This window comes from Pseudomonas sp. UBA3149 (assembly GCF_002364655.1).
Classification (GTDB): Bacteria; Pseudomonadota; Gammaproteobacteria; order Pseudomonadales; family Pseudomonadaceae; genus Chryseomonas; species Chryseomonas luteola.
The window spans coordinates 161,702-183,439 of record NZ_DEYV01000027.1 but is presented as its reverse complement, the minus strand read 5'-3'; the positions used below and the strand labels follow the sequence as shown (position 1 = coordinate 183,439).

Below are 21,738 nucleotides of genomic sequence, written 5' to 3'. Positions count from 1 at the left end.
CTCAATACGCCTGAGAGGCATCGACCTGTACGGCCTTTTGCATTTTCGGCGGCAGTGGGTTACTGGTGTTGGTTGGCAGCGACTGTTGGTAAAGGTTGGTCAGCATACCTTCCAGCGGCAGATTATCCGAAGAGTCGCCTACGGAAATCATGTAACGGCCAGCATCAGCAAGCCAGTTCCATGTGTTGACATCGAAGTAGGCCAGCGAACGCGCGTCCAGCTGAACGGTGACCTGCTTGGACTGGCCGGCTTTCAGGAACACTTTAGTAAAGCCTTTTAGCTCTTTCTTCGGACGGTCGATCATTGCCTTTTTGGGGCTGACATAAACCTGAGCTGTTTCGTAGCCATCCTTATTGCCAGTGTTGGTGACGGTAAAGGTGACGTCGATGGTTGAACCAGGTGTCAGCGACTTCGGACCAATCTTCAGGTCGGAGAAGCTGAACGTGGTATATGACAGACCGAAACCAAACGGGAAGAGTGGCTTGGTACGCTGCTTATCCAACCCGCGATATCCCATGTATACACCTTCCGAATATGTCATCTCGGTCTGGGCATTGTCACCCACGTACAGATCCGGATTCGGGTAACTGGCATAGGCAGGGTTATCCTGGATACGTTTTTCGATCGAGATCGGCAGCTTGGCAGAGGGGTTGGTATCGCCAAACAAGATTTCCGCCAGGGCCTGACCGCCCAACTGACCAGGATACCAGGCATGTAATACGGCCTTGGACTTCTTCACCCAGGGCTCAAGGTTCATGCCGCCACCGCCATGCAGCACAACGATAGTGTTGCGGTTGGCCTTGATGACATTCTGGATAAGATCGCTCTGGTACTCAGGCAGATCGAATCCATGATCCGATGCTTCGCCTTCGTACTCGCTGTTGAAGCCTACGGCTACCATGACAGCGTCATATTGGCTCAGGTCTTTAGGCGCAGCCAGCGACGCCCAGCTCATCTGCAGACCATACAGGCTACCCGACGTTGGAATATAGTGATCGTTGACGCGGCTATATTCGAGCTTGATGTCGTAGGTCTGGCCGGCTTTGAGGTTATATGCCTTGCCCGAGTGAGAGATTGAGTCCGCCAGGTCGTTGGACAATGGCTTGCCATCGAAGTCGATGACCAGCTTGTTGTCTACCCATAGCTTATAAGCGCCATCACCACGTACTTTGAATACCTGGTCGCCATTGACGGTCGGTTTGATTTTGCCGGTAAAGCGGGCCGAGAAATTATCCTGGTCCGGGCTGAAGCCATCAATGGTAGTGACGCCATTGGCCGTGACGTTCTGTGCCTTCAGGAAATCCCAGTTTATACCGGGTTCAATACGCTTGACGGCGGGCTCGCCCGAGAAGTTTGGATTGTTGAAGTATTCAGCTGTCAGACCTGCTACGGTCTCGGTGGAGCCGGTGCTGTCACTGGAGGTGTACCACTCCGACGTTTGCGGATCGAGAGACAGTGCCTGGATATAGGTGATCTGGCTTTTATCCTGAGCCAGTTGCTGCAGGCCTTGCAGCTCGGTGGTATAGGTATTGGCGGCAGACCAACCGGTACCGAAGGGATAGGGTGGACGCTGCTTTGCGATATCACCAATCACAGCAATGCGTGCGGTTTTAGGCAGCGGCAGCAGGTTATTGGAAGAGCCTTTTGCTTTCTCGTTCTGTAGCAGAACGATGCCTTGCCGGGCCATATCAAGGGACGTGCTCAGACTGCGCGGATCGTTGCCTATGTGCGATGCGGTCGGCAGGCCTTTGTCAAAGCCAAAGCCAATCATGGCGCGCAGGTTACGACGGACCTTCTCGTCGATCACTGACACCGGCAACTGACCACTCCACACGTACGGCATCAGAACAGATTCGTTCATCTGTAGGCCGCTGGGCATGTCTAGATCAGCACCAGCCATCGCCGCCTTGTAGCCGTTCTGGATGGAGTTGAAGTCGCTGACAACGAAGCCCTTGAAGCCCCACTCGCCCTTGAGCATGTCGGCGATCATGCTGTGGCTTTCGCAGGCATAATCGCCGTTGATCTTGTTGAAACCGCACATGATCGACGCAGGGTTGGCATTCTTGACCAGAGACTCGAAGCCGGGCAGGTAGATTTCACGCAGGGTGCGATTGTCGACCTTCACATTCAGGTAATGGCGGTTGGCCTCCTGCTCGTTCGCGACAAAATGCTTGGCACCTGTCCAGATACCTTGAGCTTCGATGCCATTGGCGACAGCAGGCGCCAGCACGGCACCCAGGAAGGGATCTTCGCCGGTCAGGTGCTCAGCAGAGCGGCCATTGTAAGGCGTACGGTACATGTTGAGGCCGGGAGAGAGCAGTTGCTGTCCGCCCGATGCGCGAGTGTCGTAGCCAATAGCCAGACCGTAGGTTTTGGCCAGGTCCACGTTCCAGGTTGCTGCCAGCGCGGACTGGGCAGGGTACTGCACCCCGAACATGGTGCCTTCAACGGTTACGCCAAGAGAGGAATCGCGGGCTAGAGTGCCAGGCAAGCCAAACTTGGGCATGGCACGCATCATGTAGCCGTTATCGATATTGATGTAGCTGATTTTGTCCGACAGGGACATCTGAGACAGGATCGACTCGACTCTGCTTTCGACTTCCGGACCTTGCTTGAGAGGGGCAGCCCAGGCGCAGCTGGCACTTGCTAAGGCTACGGCTAGCAAGGATCTGCTGGCCACAGGAAAAACACGAGTAGGTTTCTGCATGTTGGTGGGGGTCCATCCTAGGATTTACATAATCAGCGTGAGGCTGATCTCATTTGGAATATGAAGGGCGCCTAAAATAACCGTACTGTTCAGTTTAGTTATTGGACAAGTTCACACTTCCGAAAGCAAAGCGCTATTACTTTGCTTTTATCTGGTGGCCTATGAGTATTAAAACGCTATTAAGTTTCCTGGTGTGACAATCTGCCTTAGCATGGCAGGATTATGTTGGTGATCATGGACGCAGGATGAGAACGAAAAGCCCAAGCAAACGCCGCGAAATAGTGGATGTTGCCTCGACGGTTTTTATGGAGTTGGGTTTTGATCAGGCATCCATGTCTGAAATTGCCAGCCGCGTAGGCGGTTCAAAAGCGACGCTCTACAACTATTTCAGTTCCAAGGAAGAGCTGTTTGCCGAATGTATCCGCGCCAATGCTGCCAAGCATTTTGAGCCAATATTTGCGCACCTTCCGCTAGACGCCGATTTGCCCGAGATGCTGGAGCGGTTTGGTAATGAATATGTCCAGACCATTATTCGACCTGAAATCATGCAGGGCCGACGCCTGGTGCAATCGAGTGCCGGAAACAGCCAGGTAGGGCTTATCTACTATGAGAACGGACCCAGGATTGGCTGGTCTCGAATGGCAGAGGTGCTCCGTAACGCCATGGATAACGGTGTATTGGAACCTTCTGATCCTTGGGTAGCGGCGCTACATCTCAAGGCTTTGTTGGAGGCCGAGTTCCATGAGCAGGCTATGCTGGCGTTAGAGCCCGCCATTGACCCGAGCCTGATCGGCCCCGCCGTGCAAAGGGCGGTAGCCTTCTTTCTAAAGGGGTATCGTCCGCAGACGTAACCTGCCGCTTTTTAGGGGGAGGGTTTGGGCTTATTCTGGTGAAGTGCGGAGCATTTCGGCTGCTGCTTCGGTGGCCTGAGGTGTAGATTCACGGTGTAGGCCTTGAAGTACCCCTTTACGGTCCGCTTCGCTGCGGTTCTGGCTCATCTTCCATTTTCCTTCCAAGCGGGAAACGTGGATTTCTATACCGACAATTCGAGACAATTGCTCGTCAATGAAGTCGGCTGGCGCATCGGTCATTCTCCAGGGCGTGTCCTGAGTAGCCTCATGTTCGCGGGTCAGGCGAGCCACAAGGCCTCTGACCCATTGGGCATCGTCTCTGACCTTGATCCGTCCGTAGGCATGTACGGTGGCATAGTTATAAGTCGGCACGACCCGGTGCGTTTCAAGTTTACTGGCATACCAGGAAGGTGAAATATAGGCGCTTGGCCCCTGGAAGATGACAAGCGTTTCGTCATGGCCATTAAGCGCTTCCTGCCAGAGCTGGCTGGCACGCGCCACATGAGCCTTGAGAATGCCTAGACCCGTCTCCTCGCTTTCCAGCAAAAACGGAAGATGTTCGGCAGACAAACCATGACTTCCCTGTATAACCAAGGCACCCAACGGGTGCTCCTTGACGAAGCGATGCAGAACGGCTGGATCCGTTTTCTTGAAAGGGGGCGTAAGGTACATGCGCAAGGCTCCGTCAGAGAATCAACGTAACCTTAACGGTATGCCTCCAGAGACAACCATATACAGAACGCAGCAGATTGGACATTACAGTTATGAGGTCCGTGCTGTATTACGGAATGCCATTCCTACCATAGACCAGAAAACCGGAGCGCTCAGCCAGCCGATCATAATAAGTGTTCAAGGCGGGTAGGTGGGGATGTGTTACAGGCGTTTCGAACCATCGGTTCACAGAAAGACCGATCGGAATGTCCGCAAGCGAAAAGACTTCACCTGCTACATAACCCTTGGTTTTCTGAAGCTGGGCGTCAAGTATGGCCATACATGCTGACCATTGGTGATGACTCTGGCTGATTTGTTCTGGATCCTGATGGTTGGGTAACCGCCTTACCAGCGCTTGGAAGGCATAGCTCCAGGAGGGGTTCAGCGTAGAGGCCTGCCAGTCGATCCACTGATCAATGATGGCGCGAGCCTTATTCTCTACCGGATATAGAACCTTTCCATTATGGTGGTTCGCCAGATAGCGAATGATTGAATTCGATTCCCACAAGACGAATCCCTTGTCCTGGATAACCGGGACCATGGCGTTGGGATTCAGAGCTAGAAAGTTCGGATCATCCGTTGGCCTGAACCCTGTGCCCCACTCTTCAAGAGTGAAGGGAATGCCAAGCTCTTCGCACGTCCACATGACCTTGCGAACATTGATCGATGTCGCCTTTCCCAGAACCGTCAGCATAGTATTTCCCTTTAAAGGTTACTGCTGATTCTACCCATTGCCTGAAATGACTAGTATTTCTCAGGACGTCAATGTTTCAAACCAGCCTGCATAGGGCGTGTTGGCAACTTGTCGGCGGTTATAGTCGGGCGCTCCGTCTGTCCACCACACTGGCCCACGCTCACCTAAAGCGCGCTTGGCTTCATCGACCCGGTGGCGAGCCTGCTGTTCAGCCGCTTTGTCGTGGTTGCGCTTCGCTTGGCCCACCTCTCTGCGCGCCGTCATCAACTCGTGGGTAAGCACCTTGCGTTGCGCCTCTGGAAGTGCAGGATTGGTGCATCGCCAGAGTTGACCACGTACCACGAAATAGCGGCCATCAGGCGTAACGGGGTAGGGGGGCGTATCAATACTCATGGGTCTGCATCTATGCCCGTGAAGACTGTTTAGAGCGTTGAGCGAGCAGGCGTATTGGCCCGAAAGGCGCTAGGAAAACAGTAGAGCAAGCTGAGCTATGGCGAACACGGAGCATGCTTCAAGGATAGTGGTTTTAATCATATACCGCAGCGGGTTGATCAACTGGAGGTGTTGTTCAACCCGTTCAAGAAGGGTCAGGTACTGGGAGTTGCAGAGTACGCAACACCCGTAACCATATCGATTAGCTGGCCGATCGACCACGGTTTGGGCAGAAACCTGACCTTGTACTTGATGCTGGCGGTGGCTGGCGTGTCATAACCGGACATTACGATGATCGGGATATGAGGCCATGTAGCGCCTACATGATTGGCAAGTTGGGCACCGTCCATCGAGCCTGGCATACGGATGTCGGTGATCAGCAGGTCGATATCTGCCGCCTTGTCCTGCAGAAGGGCATGAGCCACGTCGGCCGACTCTGCGGTCATGACGTTGAAACCCTCGCCATCCAGAAGCTCACGGACGAATTCCCGGATCACTTCCTCATCTTCTACAACGAGAACAGTGGAGGGGGTGCGGTTGGTACCTTGTGTCGATTGTTGACTATACATATGTCAGTGCTTTTCCAGATATCTGCCAGAAGTCGTCGTCAAACGGATGTACTCGGAGGACTCGGCGTATTCCCTATGTGGTTCGAAGAAATGGACACAAAGAGAGTGATTAAGTGCCAGCCGGAGTCATGATATTGGCGAATTTGTTGTATCCGTACAGGCTTGGGCAAAGCGTTAGGCTTGGATCTGGACGAGTAGCTTACAAGTAAACAGATGTAGAAAAGCCAGCAAGATGCTGGCTTTTCATGCAGGTAGCGTTTATTTTCTGACCCACTTTCCATTGAGCTGGATGTATTGCCCCGCGAGTGTCTTCTCGATCGCCTTCTTGCCGGCGATGGCTTCTACATCACCCAGCTGGATGCCATTTTGCTGAGCCAGACGCTGGTACTCATCGCGGCGGGCCTGATTGATCAGATTGGCAATTTCGGTGCCTTGGCTGCTCCCATCAACCGCGCCCAAGTAGCCATTGGGTTGTTCGCCCACCTGGCCACTTGCCTTGGCATGGCTCAGGGTGGCCATCGCCTCGTTGAGGCTCATGGCCCAGGCGGGACTGGTGAAAAGCAAGGCCAGCATCAAACTGGCAACACGGATTCGCATGGCTGGCTCCTTAGAATAGACCGCTGTTTTCGCTGAGAACGTTGTCCAGTGCCTTGTCTACCTTGATGTAGATTTCATGCTGGATTTTTACGTTCAGGTTGATGTTGATCGGCTCGTTTGGAACCGCGACCTGTACGGTAGGTGTACAGGCTGCTGTCAGAAGGCATAAAAGCAACATGCCGAATAGTGGGCGCAACCCCATCAGGGCTTCTCCTCGGTTTTGGGGCCAGTTTGATCACGACGCAGGCGTTCCTGCACACGACGTTGAATGGTGTCGCTGACTCGGTCAGTCAGTTGCAGACTGGTCAGTAGTTGCGGAATGTTTTCTTCAAGGTTGATTCCAAAGTTGAACGCTCGTCCCTTTTCAATATCAGGGTTGCGGCCCTCCAAGCGGAGTGAAAGCATCAGTGTACCGTCTTCACGGTAATCAACGCCGCTACGAAGTACCTCGTAATGGAAATCGTCGAGCGCATCGGCTACCAGTTTCATCCCGGGATTGCTCCGCCCCAGCGCTTTGATTCGATCCGAGCGGAAGCGTAGCACGCCTGCTCCACGTGCGCCGACAACGCCTTGCTCGACGCGAATACCCTGGCGCGTCCAGTGCAGGGGTAATTGCCCGTCAATTGTACCTTCGCCGCTGAGCCCCTCGGTCGGGTAGGCTTCCAATAGTGAAGCGACTTGCAGACCTGAGAGATGCACCGACAGCGCAAGCGTGAAGTCACCCAGGTTGCCTTGGCCTGGCGGTATCCACAGGCGACCTCCCAATATGGCCGTTTGAGCCTGTTGCCAAGACAGCGTGCCGGCCAGTGGATCATCCAGCCGAGCGCGATAGGCACCGCTCAATTCAAGAGGGCCTAGAGTAAACCCTGGGTTAAGGCTATCGGCTTTGAACGCAGGCAATGCTACGCTCAGCTGATCGTTATTCAAATCAAGCGCAACCTTTGCACCAACGCCATTCATTTCCAGACGATCGTAAATGCCGCCCAGACCTTGAGCATCCAGATCAATATGCAGGTTCATGTCGCCTTGTTGAGGGATACGAAGGGCAAGCTGACCGTCAAGACGTCCCGTATTGAATTCCAGCAAGGCCGGCCAGGCGGTAAATGTGGCTGCAAAGGGATTTCCAGCCCGCATGAATAATGTGTCCAGTGTGCCTTCCAGGACGAACGATTGATCAGGAGACTGACGAAGCCGGGTCTTGAGGCTGAGGCCTGTATCGGTCCTGAGTGTACCATTTAGACCTAGCGCCCGATCCGTCAACTCAAGCTGTCCATCCCAGTTCCATTTGGCAGCTTTGAGCTGCGGGTGAGCAATGCGCTTGGTCTCGAGCTGAGTGTTGCCCTTCAATGTGAAATGCACGTCCTGCTGATCGTCCAGCCGCCCCATCAGGTTGAGCCCAGGCGAAGTTGCAGATACGTTGTCCAAGCGTGTCCCCGAAGTACCGCTACCGATGTCCAGCTGGCGCGCACCTAGCATGATATTGGAGAAGGTCAGCTCAGCACTGCGCTGATCCATCTTCCCTTGCGCCTTTAGTTTGACGTCGAGAGCGTGAACGGCAACGCTGGATTGCTTAAAGCTTGGAACGATCCCATGTAGATCAAGCCCATCCACCTGGAGACGCCAGGGGGCCTGAGTAGCAACCTTAAGGCGTCCCTTCAGGTCCAGAGCCGCTTCGCCACGAGAGGTTAGGGTAAGGTCGAGAGGGAGCAGCACGTCCAGCTGATCAATAGGTGCAGGTGTCTGCGCCCGGATATGGAGTTGGTCGGGTCGTATACCCTGCGGGAGTTGGAGCTGCCAAGGTTGGTTCCTTATTGCAAGTTGCAGATCGGCTTGCAGGGCTCGAGGCATTACATAGCCGTGATCCACTGTAGCATCCACGCTGGCATCGCCTCGAAGTGATCCCAGTCCTGGCACTGGCCAGGCTTGGGGTAAATGCGCATCAAGCCGAATACTGCCTTGTGCATTAAGCAGAGATTGGAGGTCGTCAATTGTGTTAGGTAGGGACAACTGCCAGTCACCTTGTACTCGAAGAGCACCCGGCAGGGATTCAGCGTTCACGGCAGGCATTAGCCACCACTGGTTGATCCAGTCCAGAACCCAGGGGCCTTCATTAAAGGCAGGAATCAGGAGATCACCGCTCCAAGCCACTCCGTCGCCGTGGGGCGTTAGCGCAGTCCGTAGCACAAGCCTTGGCTGATCATCAATGGCAAGGTTGGCTGTCAGGCGCGGTGCCTCTGGTGTGCCCTCAAGCAAGGCCAGGGTTTGTAATGTGCGCCCCTCATGACGAAGCGTGAGCTCCAGGCTGAGGGGCAAGGCCTGGTTGTTTGCCTGGCTTGCACTCAAGGAGCCTTCCAACCTGCATTGGCCTTGTGCGCAGGGCAGAGACAACGTGAAATCAGGTGCATCCAGACGATCGGGTAGCCATGTCGGTATGGCGAGAGGAGCGTCAAGGTGCAGAGCGCCAATAGGCTCACCGCTGGTACCGTTTGGAATAGCAGCCAGCGCGAGCTCAACGTGATCGATCCTGAGATGACGCCCGGTCCACTCAAACATCAGTGGCCCGGTGTTGAGTGACTGCTCTGTACCATCTTTATCGGCTTGGACAAGCGATAGGCTCTGTAACCCTATCGAGTGAGTATTCAGATACAGCCCTTGTAGATTCCAGTGTGTAATACCCAGCGAGCGAATCAACAACGCAAAGCCGAGCGAACCGGATGCCAGCAATAACAGGAAAACTACACTGGCCCAGCCTAAACGCCGAAACCAGCGTAGGGCGCGAGAAGAATTGACGTTAGACAGTGGACTCACCGCTCGAATACAGGCTCGACGTTAGGGTGAAGCGTCTAAACCACTGAATCAACCCTGGTGCCTTCGTTTTGCATTAAATGCTTATTTTTTCTTGGTAATACCAGCCCACTATAAAGCAACCAAATTACTATGACACTTCTGTAATCAAGACGAAAAAGCCCCGGGCGTTTAACCCGGGGCTTGGCGAACACGCCAATGTTACAAGCAGAATGTTAAAACAAAGTTGAACACCAGGGCGGCGATGAAGCCGAGTGGCGCTGCCTTGAACAGGAGCTTGGGAAAGAGAGCAGAGCGGCTTTGTTCAGTGGGGCATGAGCCCAGCAGCAGGCTTCCACCGGAAGAGAAAGGCGAAATAGAGGTTGCCTGTGCCCCCGCCACGATGCAGATGAAAATGATCATCGGATCAATGGACAGGTTAGCGGCAATTGCGGGCACGATCGGGAAGAGCGCAGGTGTTACCACGCCCAATGTACTTGAGAACAAGGACATCAGCGCTGCGACCACACCAAAAGCAACAGGTACCAGGACGGCCGGTATATTGGCGCTGATCCAGGATGCCAGGAGATCAACCGTGCCGGCCTTGATCGCAACCGAGATCAGCATACCTACGCCGCAGATCATGATGATGGTAGACCAGGGGAGCGTAGCCATGACCTTGCGCTCATCGCCCAGCTTGAGAAGCAGTGCAATCACGGAGAAAACACTGGCGATCAGACCAATATCCATCTTCGAGTTGATAAAGCTGATCGTGTCATTCTGCGGGAAGACAAGGTGGGCGATAGGAGCCAGCAAGACAAGCCCCATCATTAGAAGGGTCAACCTCAGCGTGGTTTTCTGATCTTTCGTGAACGGCGTCGGCGCACTGATGTTGAACGCAGCCTCCCGCATGGATTGCTTGTGTCCGCTGAACAAGAGAAACCCGGTGATGACCAGTAAAGGAATCACGATCGTACTGGCGAAAATACCAAAGCTGTTTATGAAGGCGGTTTCTTCCGGAATTCCCGCATTCACCATCAGGCTGCGGAAAATGATCCCGCTTTGGCTGGAAACAAAATTGGCCCCTCCGAGGGCTCCGTAGTTCACCGCCATCGCGCCCACGATGAGACTCATGCCCGTACGTTCACACAACAGCAACGTGATCGGCGCCATGAAGGCCAGTACGGTATAGTAACCCGCGCCTAAGGCAGCAATCAGGGCGGCAGTAACAAAGACGGCGTAGGGCAGCAGATAGGGTACTTTTCTGCAGCTGTACAGCAAATGCTCCGACAGTTTTTCCAGCGTGCCGTTAACGATGGCAAAACTGTAGAACAGGCATACCGAGAAAATGATAAAGAAGATTTTGAGTGGCCAGAGGTTGATGACTTCCGACGGACTCATACCCATCACAAACGAGCCGATCAGGTAAGCGAAGGCGATAGCAAACAGGCCGATATTGATCCGGGTCTTGTACCCGAGAACAATGGCAACGGCAATCGCCGTCACGACGAGCAGACTCATCATAATTGTCTTTCCTTGTTGTTATTGTCTGGTTTTCAGGGCTTGAACTTGAACAGTCTGGCCGGGTTGTCCACCAGCACTTTCCTTCTTTCCAGCGCATCCGGGAGGAGGGAGGTCATTATTGAAAACTGGGCATCATAATCGGTCTGGTCCTCGAAGCGGGTATGAGGCCAATCGCTACCCCATAACAGCTGATCTGAGTGCCCATAGGCGTTGCGCAATATATCAATCATTTGGGTGGCTTGCTCTAGACTGGCCTTGCTTCGATAGGTGGCGGACAGCTTGACCCATATAGCCGAGTCAGGCAGGAGCGACAGGAAGGCCTGATGCTCTGGCGTTTCAGGATCTATACAGCCGGCGGGCAAGCCGAAGTGGTCGATTACAACATTGAGCCCTGCATCCAATAGCGTTGGAACGATAAGGCAGAGGTCTTCCATGGCACGCTGGATTTCGACCGACCAGTTTCGGTCTGCCATCTTCTTGAAAAAGGTTTGCCACCGTGGCTGTGAGTAATCCTCCAGCGGAAGTCCGACCAGGTTCAGTCTTATACCCACTACTCCTGCCTTTTCCAATTCATTGAGTTCGTCGTCACTGACTTCGGGATCGACTACCGCTGTGCCACGTAACCGTTCCGGATAGACCCGCAGCGCACCTACCATGAAGTTATTATTGGTCCCCAGGAAGCTGGGCTGTACCAACACGCCATGGGAAAGCCCGCAATGCTCCAGATGAGCCAGATAGCTTTCCACAAGGGCATCGTAGTCAGGGCTGTAGCGCCGGTTTTCGGTCAGGGGAAGGTCACGGGAAAAAATATGTGCATGGGTATCGATACCCGTGATGGGCATATATGGCTGAGACATGGGCACTACCCTTGTTGTGTGTTTTTGGCAAAGGTCATCACCGCCCTTGCCCATAAAACATATATTCATCTATATGAATAGAGGACCGTATAGCGATGCGTGTTGGCTGTCAATGCATCACCCGACGATGCTCGTGGTAAAGTAGGTCTACCAGTCGTTTGGATGACGATATGAACAACGCAAAGCTGGGACAGGATGAGCGTTTACCGCTCTATCAACGGTTGAGTGATGAAATACTGGCCAGGATTGCGTCAGGTGAATGGTTGCCAGGCCAGTCGATTCCCACCGAGGCTGAACTGACCAAGCTCTATGGCGTTGCCATCGGGACGGTGAGAAAGGCAGTGGATACGCTGGTGAGTGAGGGCTTGCTCGAACGAAGCCAGGGCAGGGGGACGTTTGTTCGTCGGCCAAGCTTCAATGCCTCATTCTTTCGTTTTTTTCGCCAGATAGATTCGTCCGGTAGCCAGGCTGTGCCGACCAGTCAGGTACTCAGCCGCACGCTCGAGCAGCCTCCTCAGGCCGTGATCCATGCACTAATCCTCAAGAAGCATGAGCAGGTAGTACATCTGGAGCGCGTCCGTGTCATCGAGGGGCAGCGGAAATTCTATGAGGATATCTGGCTTCCCGGTTCCAAGTTTTCCAGTCTTCTAGACGTAGAGCCGAGCAGGTTCGGCAATCTGCTTTATCCCTTTTACGAGCAGCAATGCGGCCAGCATGTCGCATCAGCGCAGGAAACGCTGACGGTGGAATCGGCTTCGGCTGAAACGGCTCGGATTCTGGAAATCGAGGAGGGCAAACCGGTTGTCGTGATCGAGCGTATCGCGCTGGGCTATGACCGGCTTCCCATTGAGTACAGAGTGTCTCGGGGTGCGGCAGAAGGCTTTCGTTACCAGGTCGAGATAACCTAAAGAGTCACTTTAAATCGGCCGTTTCCAATAATTATCCTGGACGTTCTCCACGGTATGTCTGATCAGACCACGCCCAATCTGCCTCTGGATGACAAGCGTTTTGCTGAGGTAGCCAGTCTTATTTCAACCGCTCGCCAGCGAGCGGTTCAGGCCGTCAACATCGAGTTGATCGATTTGTATTGGCGGGTAGGGGCGTATATCAGCGCCAAGCTTGAAACCGCGGAGTGGGGAGACGGGGTCGTCGATCAGTTGGCGCGCTATCTTGCACAGACTCAACCCGGCTTGCGGGGTTTCACTCGCGCCAATCTGTTCAGAATGCGCCAGTTCTATGAAGCGTACCGTAACGAACCATCACTAGCCGCTCTGGTACGGCAGTTACCATGGACCCACAACCTCATTGTTCTCAGTCAGAGCAAGCGCCCCGAAGAGCGTGAGTTCTATTTACGGCTGGCCATGCAGGAACGGTGGTCCAGCCGTGAGTTGGAGCGGCAGTTCAAGTCTGCACTGTTTGAGCGCTCCGTTACGCAGCCTGCAAAAGTCTCGGCAGCGCTGAGACAAAGTCATCCTGAGGCGATGAGTGTGTTCAGGGATGCCTATATGGTCGAATTTCTTGGGCTTCCGGAGGGACATGCAGAGGCTGATTTGCACCACGGACTGCTGCAGCGACTCAGGGATTTTCTGATCGAACTCGGGCGGGATTTCTGCTTCGTCGGCTCCGAGTATCCCTTACAGGTGGGTGGACGGGATTTCGCGTTGGACCTGCTGTTCTTCCATCGGGGCCTGAACTGCTTGGTGGCCATCGAGCTCAAGGTAGGCCGATTCGAGCCGGAATATCTGGGTAAACTCGAGTTCCACCTTGAGGCGCTGGACCGCACCGTACGCAAGGCGCATGAAAATCCGGCAATTGGTGTTCTGCTCTGTGCCAGCAAGGATGATGAAGTCGTTGAGTACGCGTTGAATCGATCTTTGTCGCCTGCGCTTGTAGCGGAATACCAGACCCATTTGCCTGACAAGAAACTACTGCAGGAAAAGCTGCATGAGTTTTATCGGTTGAATATTACTGGTGAATCAGAAAGCTGAGAGAAACCGATAGGCGGTCCGTTGCCCTGGCTAGACCTTATAAAACGCTTTTAGCGCGCTAGTTAGCCTAACCACCCGTCGAGCCTTGCCAAAGGTTATGAATCAGATGGCCGACACGTTCTGAATAGAACAGGTTGCTGATTCGAAAACTCTTTACGGCAAGTCCGCGGCGAGCCAGTAGAGATAGGCAACCATTCATTGCGCTGCTAAAGGTGTTCCGATGTCCAGGTCGATCCATAAGAAAGTCGCCTTGTTACGCAAGACTTTCTTTTATGTAGGTTGGTCTTTATTCTGGCTGCTTGTGTGGGACATAGCTGTCACAGCAGAGGCCATGCTGTACGTAAAAGACCCGATTGACTTGCCACTCACGCCCCTGACATTGCTTTGTTCAGCATTGATAGTGCTGATCAGCTTTCGTAATAGCAGTGCCTATAACCGCTGGTGGGAAGCGCGTACCTTGTGGGGCGCAATGGTCAATAGCTCTCGCAGTTTCGGCCGGCAGGTGATGACACTTATTGATGATGTGGGCGTAGGGCGTAATCGAGTAAAGATGGTTCTTCTGCTACGTCATATGGCCTATATCAATGCACTGCGCGCACATCTGAAGGGTACCTCATGCGCAGAGGCTGCGGGACCCTACCTGGCCCGGCACGAGTTATCAATGGCTGAAGGCAGCAGCAATTTCCCCAATGACATACTCAACGGTACCGCACAACTATTGGTTAGAGAGCTAAACCAGGGTCGCCTCGATAGTATCCGGTTGGCACGAATTGAATCGACTCTCGTGGATATGTCCAACTGCCAAGGCGGCATGGAACGCATTAACAACACGCCATTACCTTATCCCTATGTCTATTTTCCAAGACTTTTTACAACGCTCTTTTGCATCATCATGCCCATGGGGCTAGTCAGTACATTAGGCTGGTACACCCCTGTTGTTTCCTCTGTGGTAGGTTTCATGCTGCTCGCATTAGAGCGAATAGGAACCGAGCTTCAGGCACCTTTTGCCGACAGCCAGCACCAGATCGCCATGGATAGTCTGTGCACAACGATTGAAAAGAATCTGCGTTCTTTGCTCCAGGAAACGGCAGCGCATGTAGCGGAGGAGGATCTGGTAGAAGCTATCCGAACAGTGCGTGTCGAACCCGCTGCACCTGCAGAGACCAGTATCGTGAAATCCATCGCTAACCTGTAGGCAAACCGCCTCCTAGACTATGTTGCAGATGCTCGATAAATGTCCTCACTTTGGCTGAAAGGAAGCGGCGGTGAGGGTAAACAGCATAGAGAATGGGGGTGTAGCTGGTCTTCCACGCTTGCAGTAGCGGTACCAGGCGGCCAGCTTTTATGTCATCGCCAATGATGAAGCTTGGCTGCAGAATAATTCCATGACCTGCCAAGGCTGCAGTTCGCAAAACATCGCCGTTATTGGCCCGAAACATCCCGGATACCTTGACTCGTACTTCTTCTTCGTCGCGTTGAAAGAGCCATTCATTACCCTGGCGCGCGTACGTATAGTTGAGGCAGCGGTGTTGTCTGAGTTCCAGTGGATGCGCTGGCGTTCCATGCTGTTTCAGGTAGAGCGGTGAGGCACACACCACTACGCCGAGTACGGCCAGTTGACGTGCGACTAAGCTGGAGTCGTCGAGCTGGCCAATACGTACTGCCAGATCGAAACCTTCCTCTACAAGGTCAACGACTCGGTCATTCAGTTCAAGATCAACATATACCTCTGGGTATTGCTCCATGTATCGAGCAATTACCGGGGCCAGCTGCAGGATGCCAAAGGAGAACGGGGCATTGACCCGTAGCCGCCCCCGCGGATGCTGGACATCAGACTGCAGGGCTGTTTCCAGGTCATCAAACTCGGCCAGTAACGGAAGAATGCGCTCATAGAGTGCACGACCCGCATCGGTAAGGCTTAGCTTGCGTGTCGTCCGGTTAAGCAGTCTCGCATCGTATTTACGCTCAAGAAAGGCGATCAGTTTCGTAAGTCCCGAGCGGGACAGTTCAAGTCGATCAGCGGCCGCAGCGAATGACCCTAGTTCCACTACTTTGACGAAGGCAGATAGCGCAGAAAGCGTATCCATATCGATTTCCAAAATGTAAATAATTCATTTTTATTTAACCTATTTATCTCTAAAAGGGAAATACAAAGAATAGCGGTATCTGACCGACCGCACTTTTTTCTAAGGATTTAACGATGGATACTCGTACCGCTCCCTATGCCGCGCTCCTGTTGCGCTTAGCGCTAGGTATCATGTTTCTGGCCCACGGCCTTACAAAGCTGTTCGTTTTTACCTTGCCGGGTACCGCACAGTTCTTTGAATCGGTTGGTTCCCCAGGCGTGCTGGCCTATCCGGTTACGTTCTTCGAAATTCTGGCGGGTGCAATGCTGATACTGGGCATCCTGCCTCGCTGGGTTGCAGCCGTTGCGGCGGTACAATTACTGGCAGCCTCTTCCGTACACTTTGGAAACGGCTGGTCATTTACCGCAGCTGATGGCGGCTGGGAATACCCTGTTTTTCTGGCGGTCACGGCCGCTGCGTTGGCACTCCTGGGGCCCGGTGCCTTGGCTCTGAAGCCATCGCTTCGTAAGGATTAAGGTTCTAAACCGCGCTGCATTCTTGAGGAGAACACCATGAGCCGACTTCCCACGATTTTCATATCCCACGGTTCGCCAATGGAGGCATTGGATGCAGGGCGGGCAGGGCAGGCCTGGACGGAGCTTGCCGCGGCGTTACCACGTCCGCGAGCCATTGTAATGGTCTCCGCTCATTTTTCGGCGCCATATCCAGTGCTCGGAACGACCGCGCAGCATGACACCATCCATGACTTTTATGGCTTTCCTCAGGCGCTTTATGCGCTGCGCTACAACGCGCCGGGTGAACCTGACCTGGCTTTTCAGCTGGCAGAGGCGTTACAGGCTCAAGGGTTGCCGGTACGTATTGATCCTAATCGCGGGCTGGATCATGGCGCGTGGGTGCCACTGCGTTACATGTATCCTGATGCCGATGTTCCAGTCGTCAACCTGTCCATTGATGAAAACAAGGGCCCTGCCTATCACTACCAGCTCGGTCAGGCATTAGCGTCATCATTGGCTGACGACGTACTTCTTATCGCGTCAGGCAGTCTGACACATAACTTGGGCGATTTTCGCAGGCCGCACCGGTCCGTTCCCCGCTACGTCACAGACTTTCAGGCATGGATGCAAGACCGCTTGAAGGCTCGAGATATAGCCGCTCTGCTGGGCTACCGTGAGCAGTCACTGGAGGGCGTCCAGGCTCACCCGAGTGATGAGCACTTGTTACCTCTTTTCGTTGCATTGGGTGCAGCGGGTGAGCAAAGCGAGGCACGCGTATGGTTCAGCGAGATAAACCATCAGATATTGGCGATGGACGTGTACCGATTTGAGCGATCCGCTTGAGACACAGGTAAAAGAGCCCTCCGGCTGCAGGCTTTGCCTGATCTCGTGCAGCCTTTTCATTTTCTCGCTAATACAGGTAGGAAAAGTCAAAACGACTCTTTGAGCGTTTAGGCAATTGCCAAACCTTATCATTCACTAACGTCTAGGTTAGTGAGGATCAGCTCGGTGCATTCGCTTAGATCAGCGCTTGAGTGCGTCTTGGTCGGATAACCCATGGCTTGATATTGAGTTCGAACAGTAAGACCGCCGGTATCGCAGAAGTTGAACAGCCCTAGGGTCATGGTCTCTAACCTTAGGCATAAACAATGAATAGGGGAGACAGGCATATGAATACCGACGGCCAAGACATTTCGAAAGCACAGGGTTCGGATCCGTTGGCACCTGGAGACGAGGTGGATCCAGACGGTGACGCTATTGCCAATGACGACTTCTCAGCACCACCTCATGAGGAAGGTACAAAACGCTGATGGGGTATTGATGGGATGCTAAATGGCCTAGCCGCAGCTGGGCCATTTAGTAGTGGGTGCTGATGTTGCTGCCACAATGGAGCACCTTAAGCCACGCCTTTCAACACTTGAATCTGGAGACTTTCATGACCCGTGCCCCGCCGATACATGCTTCTACCCTTGACCCTGATCTAGCTGAAGACACTGTGCGTGATCAACGCTGACCCGTAATGCTGTCCCAAGACACTAATATTCAAAAAAAGTGAGTCTATGCCAGAGGGCTATGGGGGATAGATGTCAAACGGAAACAACACTGCAAAATCGGAATGCCTGGAAGACGTAATCGATGGTGTTATTGAGCTGGGTAAAGAGAAAGATAAGGTATCGGTTGGTGATATCAAACGTGAGATAGGGCAGCGTAGTTATGGTCCTTTTTTATTCGTCCCGTCTATCATCGAAATCAGTCCGGTAGGCGGCGTACCGGGCGCATCGACTTTCTTTGCGCTGATCGTTGCGGTCTTCGCACTTCAGATGCTGTTTGGACGTAATCATTTCTGGATGCCTCGGTTCCTGGCTAAACGTTCTGTTGAAAGTCAGAAGATCGAGTCAGGCCTGAACAAGGTTCGTAAAGTCATACGAGGGCTGGACAAGGTCATCCGGCCGCGCCTCGGCTGGGCTACGCAGAAAACCTTTGTTCGTCTTATTGCGGCAATATGCCTGATATTGACAACCTCTGTACCGCCTCTGGAGTTCATACCATTTGCTAGTCTGGCTCCATTCTCGGCTATTTGTCTTTTTGGTCTTGGGTTGACAGCAAAGGATGGCGTAGTCGTCCTGTTAGGTATGGCTGTTTCGCTGATAGCGTTCTATTTAGCGATTACAGGTGTAGCAGGAGGATAAGGGCCCATTTAGTGCCGCTGTAGAGGAACACAAGGTTCTTCAACGGATTCGTTAAGGGCGTGTCAGCCCGCAAAATTTCCGGCTTTTTTGCAAACCACCTTTCTAGTGTAGCAGTCGTTAATTCTCAAGCGTAACGAACGTCTACGCAGGTCTGAAATATATGTAATCAGGGAACGCCTCTGAAATCCTGGGAGTCGCAAGTTCTACAGTATCCACGGCATAGCTGCTGGCATATGAACCGGTTTCGATCATGATGGCGCCGTGTGCCTCGTGGATCGTTGGCCTTGGCATTCCATCCCCCTTAGATCAGGAGGCAAAATGAAAGCTGTCGTATTTCATGGTATCGGTGATATCCGGGTTGATGATGTGCCCGAACCCAACATTCAGGAGCCGACGGATGCCATTGTCAGGCTGACGGCTTCAGCCATCTGTGGCACTGATCTGCACTTCATACGCGGCAGCTTTTCCGGCATGAAAGAGGGCACCATTCTTGGACATGAAGGCGTTGGCGTTGTTGAAGCGCTGGGCAGCGATGTACGGAACCTGAAGGTCGGTGATCGGGTGATCATTCCTTCCACTATAGCCTGTGGAAGCTGTTCCTATTGCAGGGCTGGCTATTTTGCTCAGTGTGATGTGGCCAATCCAAATGGCAACCAGGCTGGTACGTCATTTTTTGGCGGTCCGGCAGCTACTGGTCCTTTCAATGGATTGCAGGCAGAAAAGGCCCGTATTCCCTACGCCAACATTGGCTTGATCAAGATTCCTGACGAAATTAACGATGAGCAGGCGATTGCCATGTCGGATATCTTCCCGACCGGCTACTTTGGAGCCGAGATGGCTGAAATCAAGGATGGTGACACCGTGGCGGTGTACGGCTGTGGTCCCGTAGGCCTTTTTGCCGTTGCCAGCGCCAAGCTGCTGGGCGCTGGACGTGTCTTTGCAATCGATTGTCTTGAGGACCGTTTGGAAAAGGCGCGCGAGTTGGGTGCTGAATGCATCAATTTCGACAAGGAAGATCCAGTACAGACCCTGGTGCGGCTAACCGGAGGGATCGGTGCCGATCGCGCAATTGATGCAGTTGGCATCGATGCCGTCCATGCACACAGTGGAAAAGCCGTCGAAAGTAGCGATATAGAAGGGCAGGAGCAGGAGGCTAAAGCTAATGCACCTGAGCAGAACCCGCAGAACGGTAATTGGGTTCCTGGTAATGCACCTAGCCAGGCACTGCAATGGGCTGTGGAAGGATTGGCCAAGGCCGGTACGCTTTCGATCATCGGAGTATATCCGCCCGAGTTTCGTGGATTCCCTATTGGCGCAGCGATGAACAAGAACCTGACGATTAACATGGGTAATTGCCATCACCGCAAATATATTCCCAAGCTGATTGATCTCACGTTGTCAGGCCGAATCGATCCGTCCAAGATCATTACCCAACACCAGCACCTGACGGATGCCTTGAGCGCTTTCAAAACCTTCGACAAGCGCAAAGAGGGATGGATCAAGGTGGAGTTGTTGCCACAATAGGTTACTTTCATTATGAGCTGGTCATTGTTTCAGGGCAGTGGCCAGCCGTTAAATAAGATGGATCCTTGCCCCGATCACATTGGTTTTGCTTGCCGGTATTGTCACCTGGACGTTTGGCTTGAATACGGTAAATGAGGAGCGCTGGCTGGAGCCGTCAATTGGAGGACCAATTACGCTGTTGCTGGTAGGGCTGATGATCGTCTTTTGGCGCGCTTTCTCTTGGACGCATCATTTTCTACCCCTATTTGCTGTACTCGGTTGGTTCATAGTGGCTTATGGGGCAAGGATCGTTGCGTTGTACCCTTTGGTTATACCGCCCACTCTCACAATTTCGCAGGCCTCCTCGGCCCCTTTGAGCCAACTGCTTGTGCTAGGAGGCTTTGCTATTCTGATACCCGTTACGCTTGTGTATAGCACCTTTGGCTTCTGGGTTTTTCGTGGAAAGATCAGGCCAAAGAACCAGGTGCCTACAGGCGATAGCTAAGATATGCGCCTATAAGCGTTAACTGTTTTTTTCAGTCATGTCGCAGCCTCCTGGAATAGGTGCCGGCCCAACCCGATCATCATCGGTATCAGCCTTATCGCCAGCCGGTGTATCAGGCGTTCCGCGTGGGCTTTGGTGTACTGGCTTATTACGTTCCTTGGTCATGACTACCTCACATGGCGAGTAGATAAGTTGTATTAATTGGAAAGGCCGCAGGTCTTGATATTCAACCATACAGGCACCATTGGTCTGAATTCGGGAAAACTATCGCACCCTTTAGATGTGCAGTGCCTAAACAAGGATCATCATTAATCCTAATAAGAGCCGCTAGCAAAACCTCATTAAGAGAGCCATGCAGCAGGCCAAGGATAAAAAATTTCAGCGAGTATCAAGCTTATGCTTGCCTATAAAAATGAGTTTTGTTAGCAGCTCTAAGTGGCCGCAGATTGTTCGAGATTATGTAGAGGGTATGGCGCTGCGCTGTAAGAGAGACATGTTTTTCGATCGAGCACTGTAAATTTACATGGCTTGGTCTTAAGTAGACTAGACGGCGACTGTTGAAAAGCAGTCCTCTCTTAGAGTCAGAGTGCAGTCGTATAGCACACAAAGGCAACGCATACAGAGAAAATCAACGTTAACTAATAACGGAATGCTTATAAAGCCTAAAGTAACTATAGCGTAGTGCTAGGTAGAGAAGCACGTAAATCTATTCTAGGTAAACCAGCGGATACTATTAAAGAGAGCGGTTTTGACAAACTTTACACGTTTTCATCAAAGCTCTTAATAACCCGCCTAGCCGTTTTACGAACCTTGCTTTTTTTCATCTCGCTCATTGAGAACCAGCGACAGGCGGCTATTTCATTAAGCGGCTCAGGTACTTCTTTATCCTCTATGAAAGTCTTGAATATATAATGGCAAGTCCGGGTAAGCTCCATCCTGGCTAAATAGGTAAATTCACATTTCTGTAACCCCGTTTCCTCGCTTAACTCACGTATGGCTGCTGTATCAGGTGTCTCATTAATTTCTATTTTGCCGCCAGGTAGGTTCCATTTTGAGTCCGCCTTACGAACGAGCAAAACCTTGTCATCTCGCTTGCAGATTATGGTGGCTCGAGCCGGTATTGATTTATCCATTAGAGCACTACTTCAGCGTTACTAAGACATATGATTTTTTCAGTTACTAAAGCAATGAACTGATAAATAGTTAATGGTTCCACAACTTATCTGCCGTTAGTCTGGTTGTCAGA

At 52.7% G+C, this 21,738-nt stretch carries 23 protein-coding genes; 9 read left to right on the top strand and 14 right to left on the bottom strand.

The window, feature by feature from the left end:
• Nucleotide 1 precedes the first annotated feature (1 nt).
• Nucleotides 2–2,707, bottom strand: a complete 2,706-nt coding sequence (locus B3729_RS17490; RefSeq protein ID WP_074825664.1) for a beta-glucosidase — start codon at nt 2,705–2,707, stop codon at nt 2–4.
• A 245-nt stretch (nt 2,708–2,952) separates the two neighbouring features.
• On the opposite strand from B3729_RS17490, the gene B3729_RS17485 reads away from it, so the two are divergent.
• Nucleotides 2,953–3,558: a TetR/AcrR family transcriptional regulator gene (locus B3729_RS17485; RefSeq protein WP_010798555.1), complete on the top strand. Its 606-nt coding sequence runs from the start codon at nt 2,953–2,955 to the stop codon at nt 3,556–3,558.
• Between the two features lie 30 nt (nt 3,559–3,588).
• Here the strand turns inward: B3729_RS17485 and B3729_RS17480 are convergent, their stop codons facing one another.
• The 9 genes from B3729_RS17480 to B3729_RS17440 form a co-directional block, all read right to left on the bottom strand.
• A complete protein-coding gene (locus B3729_RS17480) occupies nt 3,589–4,230 on the bottom strand; it encodes an FMN-binding negative transcriptional regulator (RefSeq protein ID WP_286788553.1) in 642 nt (213 codons plus the stop codon).
• A gap of 109 nt (nt 4,231–4,339) precedes the next feature.
• Nucleotides 4,340–4,963, bottom strand: a complete 624-nt coding sequence (locus B3729_RS17475) for a glutathione S-transferase family protein (RefSeq protein WP_286788552.1) — start codon at nt 4,961–4,963, stop codon at nt 4,340–4,342.
• A 60-nt stretch (nt 4,964–5,023) separates the two neighbouring features.
• Entirely contained in the window at nt 5,024–5,356 is a 333-nt protein-coding gene (locus tag B3729_RS17470; protein ID WP_074825673.1) for a hypothetical protein, read from the bottom strand.
• A gap of 194 nt (nt 5,357–5,550) precedes the next feature.
• Nucleotides 5,551–5,964 carry a response regulator gene (locus tag B3729_RS17465; protein ID WP_019363877.1) on the bottom strand — a complete coding sequence of 138 codons (414 nt, stop codon included), beginning with the start codon at nt 5,962–5,964 and terminating at the stop codon, nt 5,551–5,553.
• Between the two features lie 258 nt (nt 5,965–6,222).
• Nucleotides 6,223–6,561: a YdbL family protein gene (locus B3729_RS17460; RefSeq protein ID WP_286788551.1), complete on the bottom strand. Its 339-nt coding sequence runs from the start codon at nt 6,559–6,561 to the stop codon at nt 6,223–6,225.
• 10 nt (nt 6,562–6,571) lie between these two features.
• Nucleotides 6,572–6,763: a YnbE family lipoprotein gene (locus B3729_RS17455; RefSeq protein WP_019363875.1), complete on the bottom strand. Its 192-nt coding sequence runs from the start codon at nt 6,761–6,763 to the stop codon at nt 6,572–6,574.
• Entirely contained in the window at nt 6,763–9,369 is a 2,607-nt protein-coding gene (locus B3729_RS17450) for a YdbH domain-containing protein (RefSeq protein WP_286788550.1), read from the bottom strand. Before B3729_RS17450 ends, B3729_RS17455 begins: the two co-directional genes overlap by 1 nt.
• Nucleotides 9,370–9,567: 198 nt before the next feature.
• Complete coding sequence (locus B3729_RS17445; protein ID WP_286788549.1) at nt 9,568–10,869, bottom strand: SLC13 family permease; 1,302 nt, start codon at nt 10,867–10,869, stop codon at nt 9,568–9,570.
• Nucleotides 10,870–10,901: 32 nt separating this feature from the next.
• On the bottom strand, nt 10,902–11,726 hold the full coding sequence (locus tag B3729_RS17440; RefSeq protein ID WP_286788548.1) for an amidohydrolase family protein: 825 nt from the start codon (nt 11,724–11,726) through the stop codon (nt 10,902–10,904).
• Between the two features lie 170 nt (nt 11,727–11,896).
• Between B3729_RS17440 and B3729_RS17435 the strand changes: the two genes are divergently transcribed.
• The 3 genes from B3729_RS17435 to B3729_RS17425 all read left to right on the top strand — a co-directional run bounded on the left by B3729_RS17435 (nt 11,897) and on the right by B3729_RS17425 (nt 14,909).
• Nucleotides 11,897–12,634 carry a GntR family transcriptional regulator gene (locus B3729_RS17435; RefSeq protein WP_019363871.1) on the top strand — a complete coding sequence of 246 codons (738 nt, stop codon included), beginning with the start codon at nt 11,897–11,899 and terminating at the stop codon, nt 12,632–12,634.
• A gap of 54 nt (nt 12,635–12,688) precedes the next feature.
• Nucleotides 12,689–13,714, top strand: a complete 1,026-nt coding sequence (locus tag B3729_RS17430; protein ID WP_286788547.1) for a PDDEXK nuclease domain-containing protein — start codon at nt 12,689–12,691, stop codon at nt 13,712–13,714.
• A 220-nt stretch (nt 13,715–13,934) separates the two neighbouring features.
• The gene (locus B3729_RS17425) at nt 13,935–14,909 is read left to right on the top strand and encodes a bestrophin family protein (RefSeq protein ID WP_286788546.1); all 975 of its coding nucleotides are present in this window, start codon (nt 13,935–13,937) and stop codon (nt 14,907–14,909) included.
• Here the strand turns inward: B3729_RS17425 and B3729_RS17420 are convergent.
• On the bottom strand, nt 14,899–15,801 hold the full coding sequence (locus B3729_RS17420; RefSeq protein WP_286788545.1) for a LysR family transcriptional regulator: 903 nt from the start codon (nt 15,799–15,801) through the stop codon (nt 14,899–14,901). The two genes, B3729_RS17425 and B3729_RS17420, sit on opposite strands and share 11 nt — an antisense overlap.
• A gap of 113 nt (nt 15,802–15,914) precedes the next feature.
• On the opposite strand from B3729_RS17420, the gene B3729_RS17415 reads away from it, so the two are divergent.
• Together B3729_RS17415 and B3729_RS17410 are read left to right on the top strand one after the other, a co-directional pair.
• Complete coding sequence (locus tag B3729_RS17415) at nt 15,915–16,316, top strand: DoxX family protein (RefSeq protein WP_286788544.1); 402 nt, start codon at nt 15,915–15,917, stop codon at nt 16,314–16,316.
• Between the two features lie 36 nt (nt 16,317–16,352).
• On the top strand, nt 16,353–17,138 hold the full coding sequence (locus tag B3729_RS17410; protein WP_286788543.1) for a dioxygenase: 786 nt from the start codon (nt 16,353–16,355) through the stop codon (nt 17,136–17,138).
• 128 nt (nt 17,139–17,266) lie between these two features.
• Here the strand turns inward: B3729_RS17410 and B3729_RS17405 are convergent, their stop codons facing one another.
• Nucleotides 17,267–17,419: a hypothetical protein gene (locus tag B3729_RS17405; protein WP_286788542.1), complete on the bottom strand. Its 153-nt coding sequence runs from the start codon at nt 17,417–17,419 to the stop codon at nt 17,267–17,269.
• A gap of 459 nt (nt 17,420–17,878) precedes the next feature.
• Here B3729_RS17405 and B3729_RS17400 point away from each other — a divergent pair, with 459 nt between their 5' ends.
• The 3 genes from B3729_RS17400 (at nt 17,879) to B3729_RS24820 (ending at nt 20,492) form a co-directional block, all read left to right on the top strand.
• Nucleotides 17,879–18,484, top strand: coding sequence for an exopolysaccharide biosynthesis protein (locus tag B3729_RS17400; protein WP_286788541.1), 606 nt, complete (start codon nt 17,879–17,881; stop codon nt 18,482–18,484).
• Between the two features lie 318 nt (nt 18,485–18,802).
• On the top strand, nt 18,803–20,008 hold the full coding sequence (locus B3729_RS17395) for a zinc-dependent alcohol dehydrogenase (RefSeq protein WP_286788540.1): 1,206 nt from the start codon (nt 18,803–18,805) through the stop codon (nt 20,006–20,008).
• A gap of 52 nt (nt 20,009–20,060) precedes the next feature.
• Nucleotides 20,061–20,492 (top strand): cytochrome d ubiquinol oxidase subunit II, encoded by a 432-nt coding sequence (locus B3729_RS24820; protein WP_409438632.1) that lies wholly within the window; start codon nt 20,061–20,063, stop codon nt 20,490–20,492.
• Nucleotides 20,493–20,510: 18 nt separating this feature from the next.
• On the opposite strand, the gene B3729_RS17390 is transcribed toward B3729_RS24820, so the two are convergent.
• Entirely contained in the window at nt 20,511–20,657 is a 147-nt protein-coding gene (locus B3729_RS17390; RefSeq protein WP_286788539.1) for a hypothetical protein, read from the bottom strand.
• A 593-nt stretch (nt 20,658–21,250) separates the two neighbouring features.
• Nucleotides 21,251–21,625, bottom strand: a complete 375-nt coding sequence (locus B3729_RS17385) for an NUDIX hydrolase (RefSeq protein WP_286788538.1) — start codon at nt 21,623–21,625, stop codon at nt 21,251–21,253.
• Nucleotides 21,626–21,738: the final 113 nt, after the last annotated feature.

What these genes read in the sequence shown, in the direction of transcription:
- B3729_RS17420 (WP_286788545.1), bottom strand. Translation starts at nt 15,801, where the DNA reads ATGGATACGCTTTCTGCGCTATCTGCCTTCGTCAAAGTAGTGGAACTA.
- B3729_RS17445 (WP_286788549.1), bottom strand. Translation starts at nt 10,869, where the DNA reads ATGATGAGTCTGCTCGTCGTGACGGCGATTGCCGTTGCCATTGTTCTC.
- B3729_RS17385 (WP_286788538.1), bottom strand. Translation starts at nt 21,625, where the DNA reads ATGGATAAATCAATACCGGCTCGAGCCACCATAATCTGCAAGCGAGAT.
- B3729_RS17475 (WP_286788552.1), bottom strand. Translation starts at nt 4,963, where the DNA reads ATGCTGACGGTTCTGGGAAAGGCGACATCGATCAATGTTCGCAAGGTC.
- B3729_RS17400 (WP_286788541.1), top strand. Translation starts at nt 17,879, where the DNA reads ATGTCAAACGGAAACAACACTGCAAAATCGGAATGCCTGGAAGACGTA.
- B3729_RS17490 (WP_074825664.1), bottom strand. Translation starts at nt 2,707, where the DNA reads ATGCAGAAACCTACTCGTGTTTTTCCTGTGGCCAGCAGATCCTTGCTA.
- B3729_RS17435 (WP_019363871.1), top strand. Translation starts at nt 11,897, where the DNA reads ATGAACAACGCAAAGCTGGGACAGGATGAGCGTTTACCGCTCTATCAA.
- B3729_RS17390 (WP_286788539.1), bottom strand. Translation starts at nt 20,657, where the DNA reads ATGACCAAGGAACGTAATAAGCCAGTACACCAAAGCCCACGCGGAACG.
- B3729_RS17440 (WP_286788548.1), bottom strand. Translation starts at nt 11,726, where the DNA reads ATGTCTCAGCCATATATGCCCATCACGGGTATCGATACCCATGCACAT.
- B3729_RS17405 (WP_286788542.1), bottom strand. Translation starts at nt 17,419, where the DNA reads ATGACCCTAGGGCTGTTCAACTTCTGCGATACCGGCGGTCTTACTGTT.
- B3729_RS17395 (WP_286788540.1), top strand. Translation starts at nt 18,803, where the DNA reads ATGAAAGCTGTCGTATTTCATGGTATCGGTGATATCCGGGTTGATGAT.
- B3729_RS17470 (WP_074825673.1), bottom strand. Translation starts at nt 5,356, where the DNA reads ATGAGTATTGATACGCCCCCCTACCCCGTTACGCCTGATGGCCGCTAT.
- B3729_RS17465 (WP_019363877.1), bottom strand. Translation starts at nt 5,964, where the DNA reads ATGTATAGTCAACAATCGACACAAGGTACCAACCGCACCCCCTCCACT.
- B3729_RS17480 (WP_286788553.1), bottom strand. Translation starts at nt 4,230, where the DNA reads ATGTACCTTACGCCCCCTTTCAAGAAAACGGATCCAGCCGTTCTGCAT.
- B3729_RS17455 (WP_019363875.1), bottom strand. Translation starts at nt 6,763, where the DNA reads ATGGGGTTGCGCCCACTATTCGGCATGTTGCTTTTATGCCTTCTGACA.
- B3729_RS17485 (WP_010798555.1), top strand. Translation starts at nt 2,953, where the DNA reads ATGAGAACGAAAAGCCCAAGCAAACGCCGCGAAATAGTGGATGTTGCC.
- B3729_RS17415 (WP_286788544.1), top strand. Translation starts at nt 15,915, where the DNA reads ATGGATACTCGTACCGCTCCCTATGCCGCGCTCCTGTTGCGCTTAGCG.
- B3729_RS17410 (WP_286788543.1), top strand. Translation starts at nt 16,353, where the DNA reads ATGAGCCGACTTCCCACGATTTTCATATCCCACGGTTCGCCAATGGAG.
- B3729_RS17460 (WP_286788551.1), bottom strand. Translation starts at nt 6,561, where the DNA reads ATGCGAATCCGTGTTGCCAGTTTGATGCTGGCCTTGCTTTTCACCAGT.
- B3729_RS17425 (WP_286788546.1), top strand. Translation starts at nt 13,935, where the DNA reads ATGTCCAGGTCGATCCATAAGAAAGTCGCCTTGTTACGCAAGACTTTC.
- B3729_RS17430 (WP_286788547.1), top strand. Translation starts at nt 12,689, where the DNA reads ATGTCTGATCAGACCACGCCCAATCTGCCTCTGGATGACAAGCGTTTT.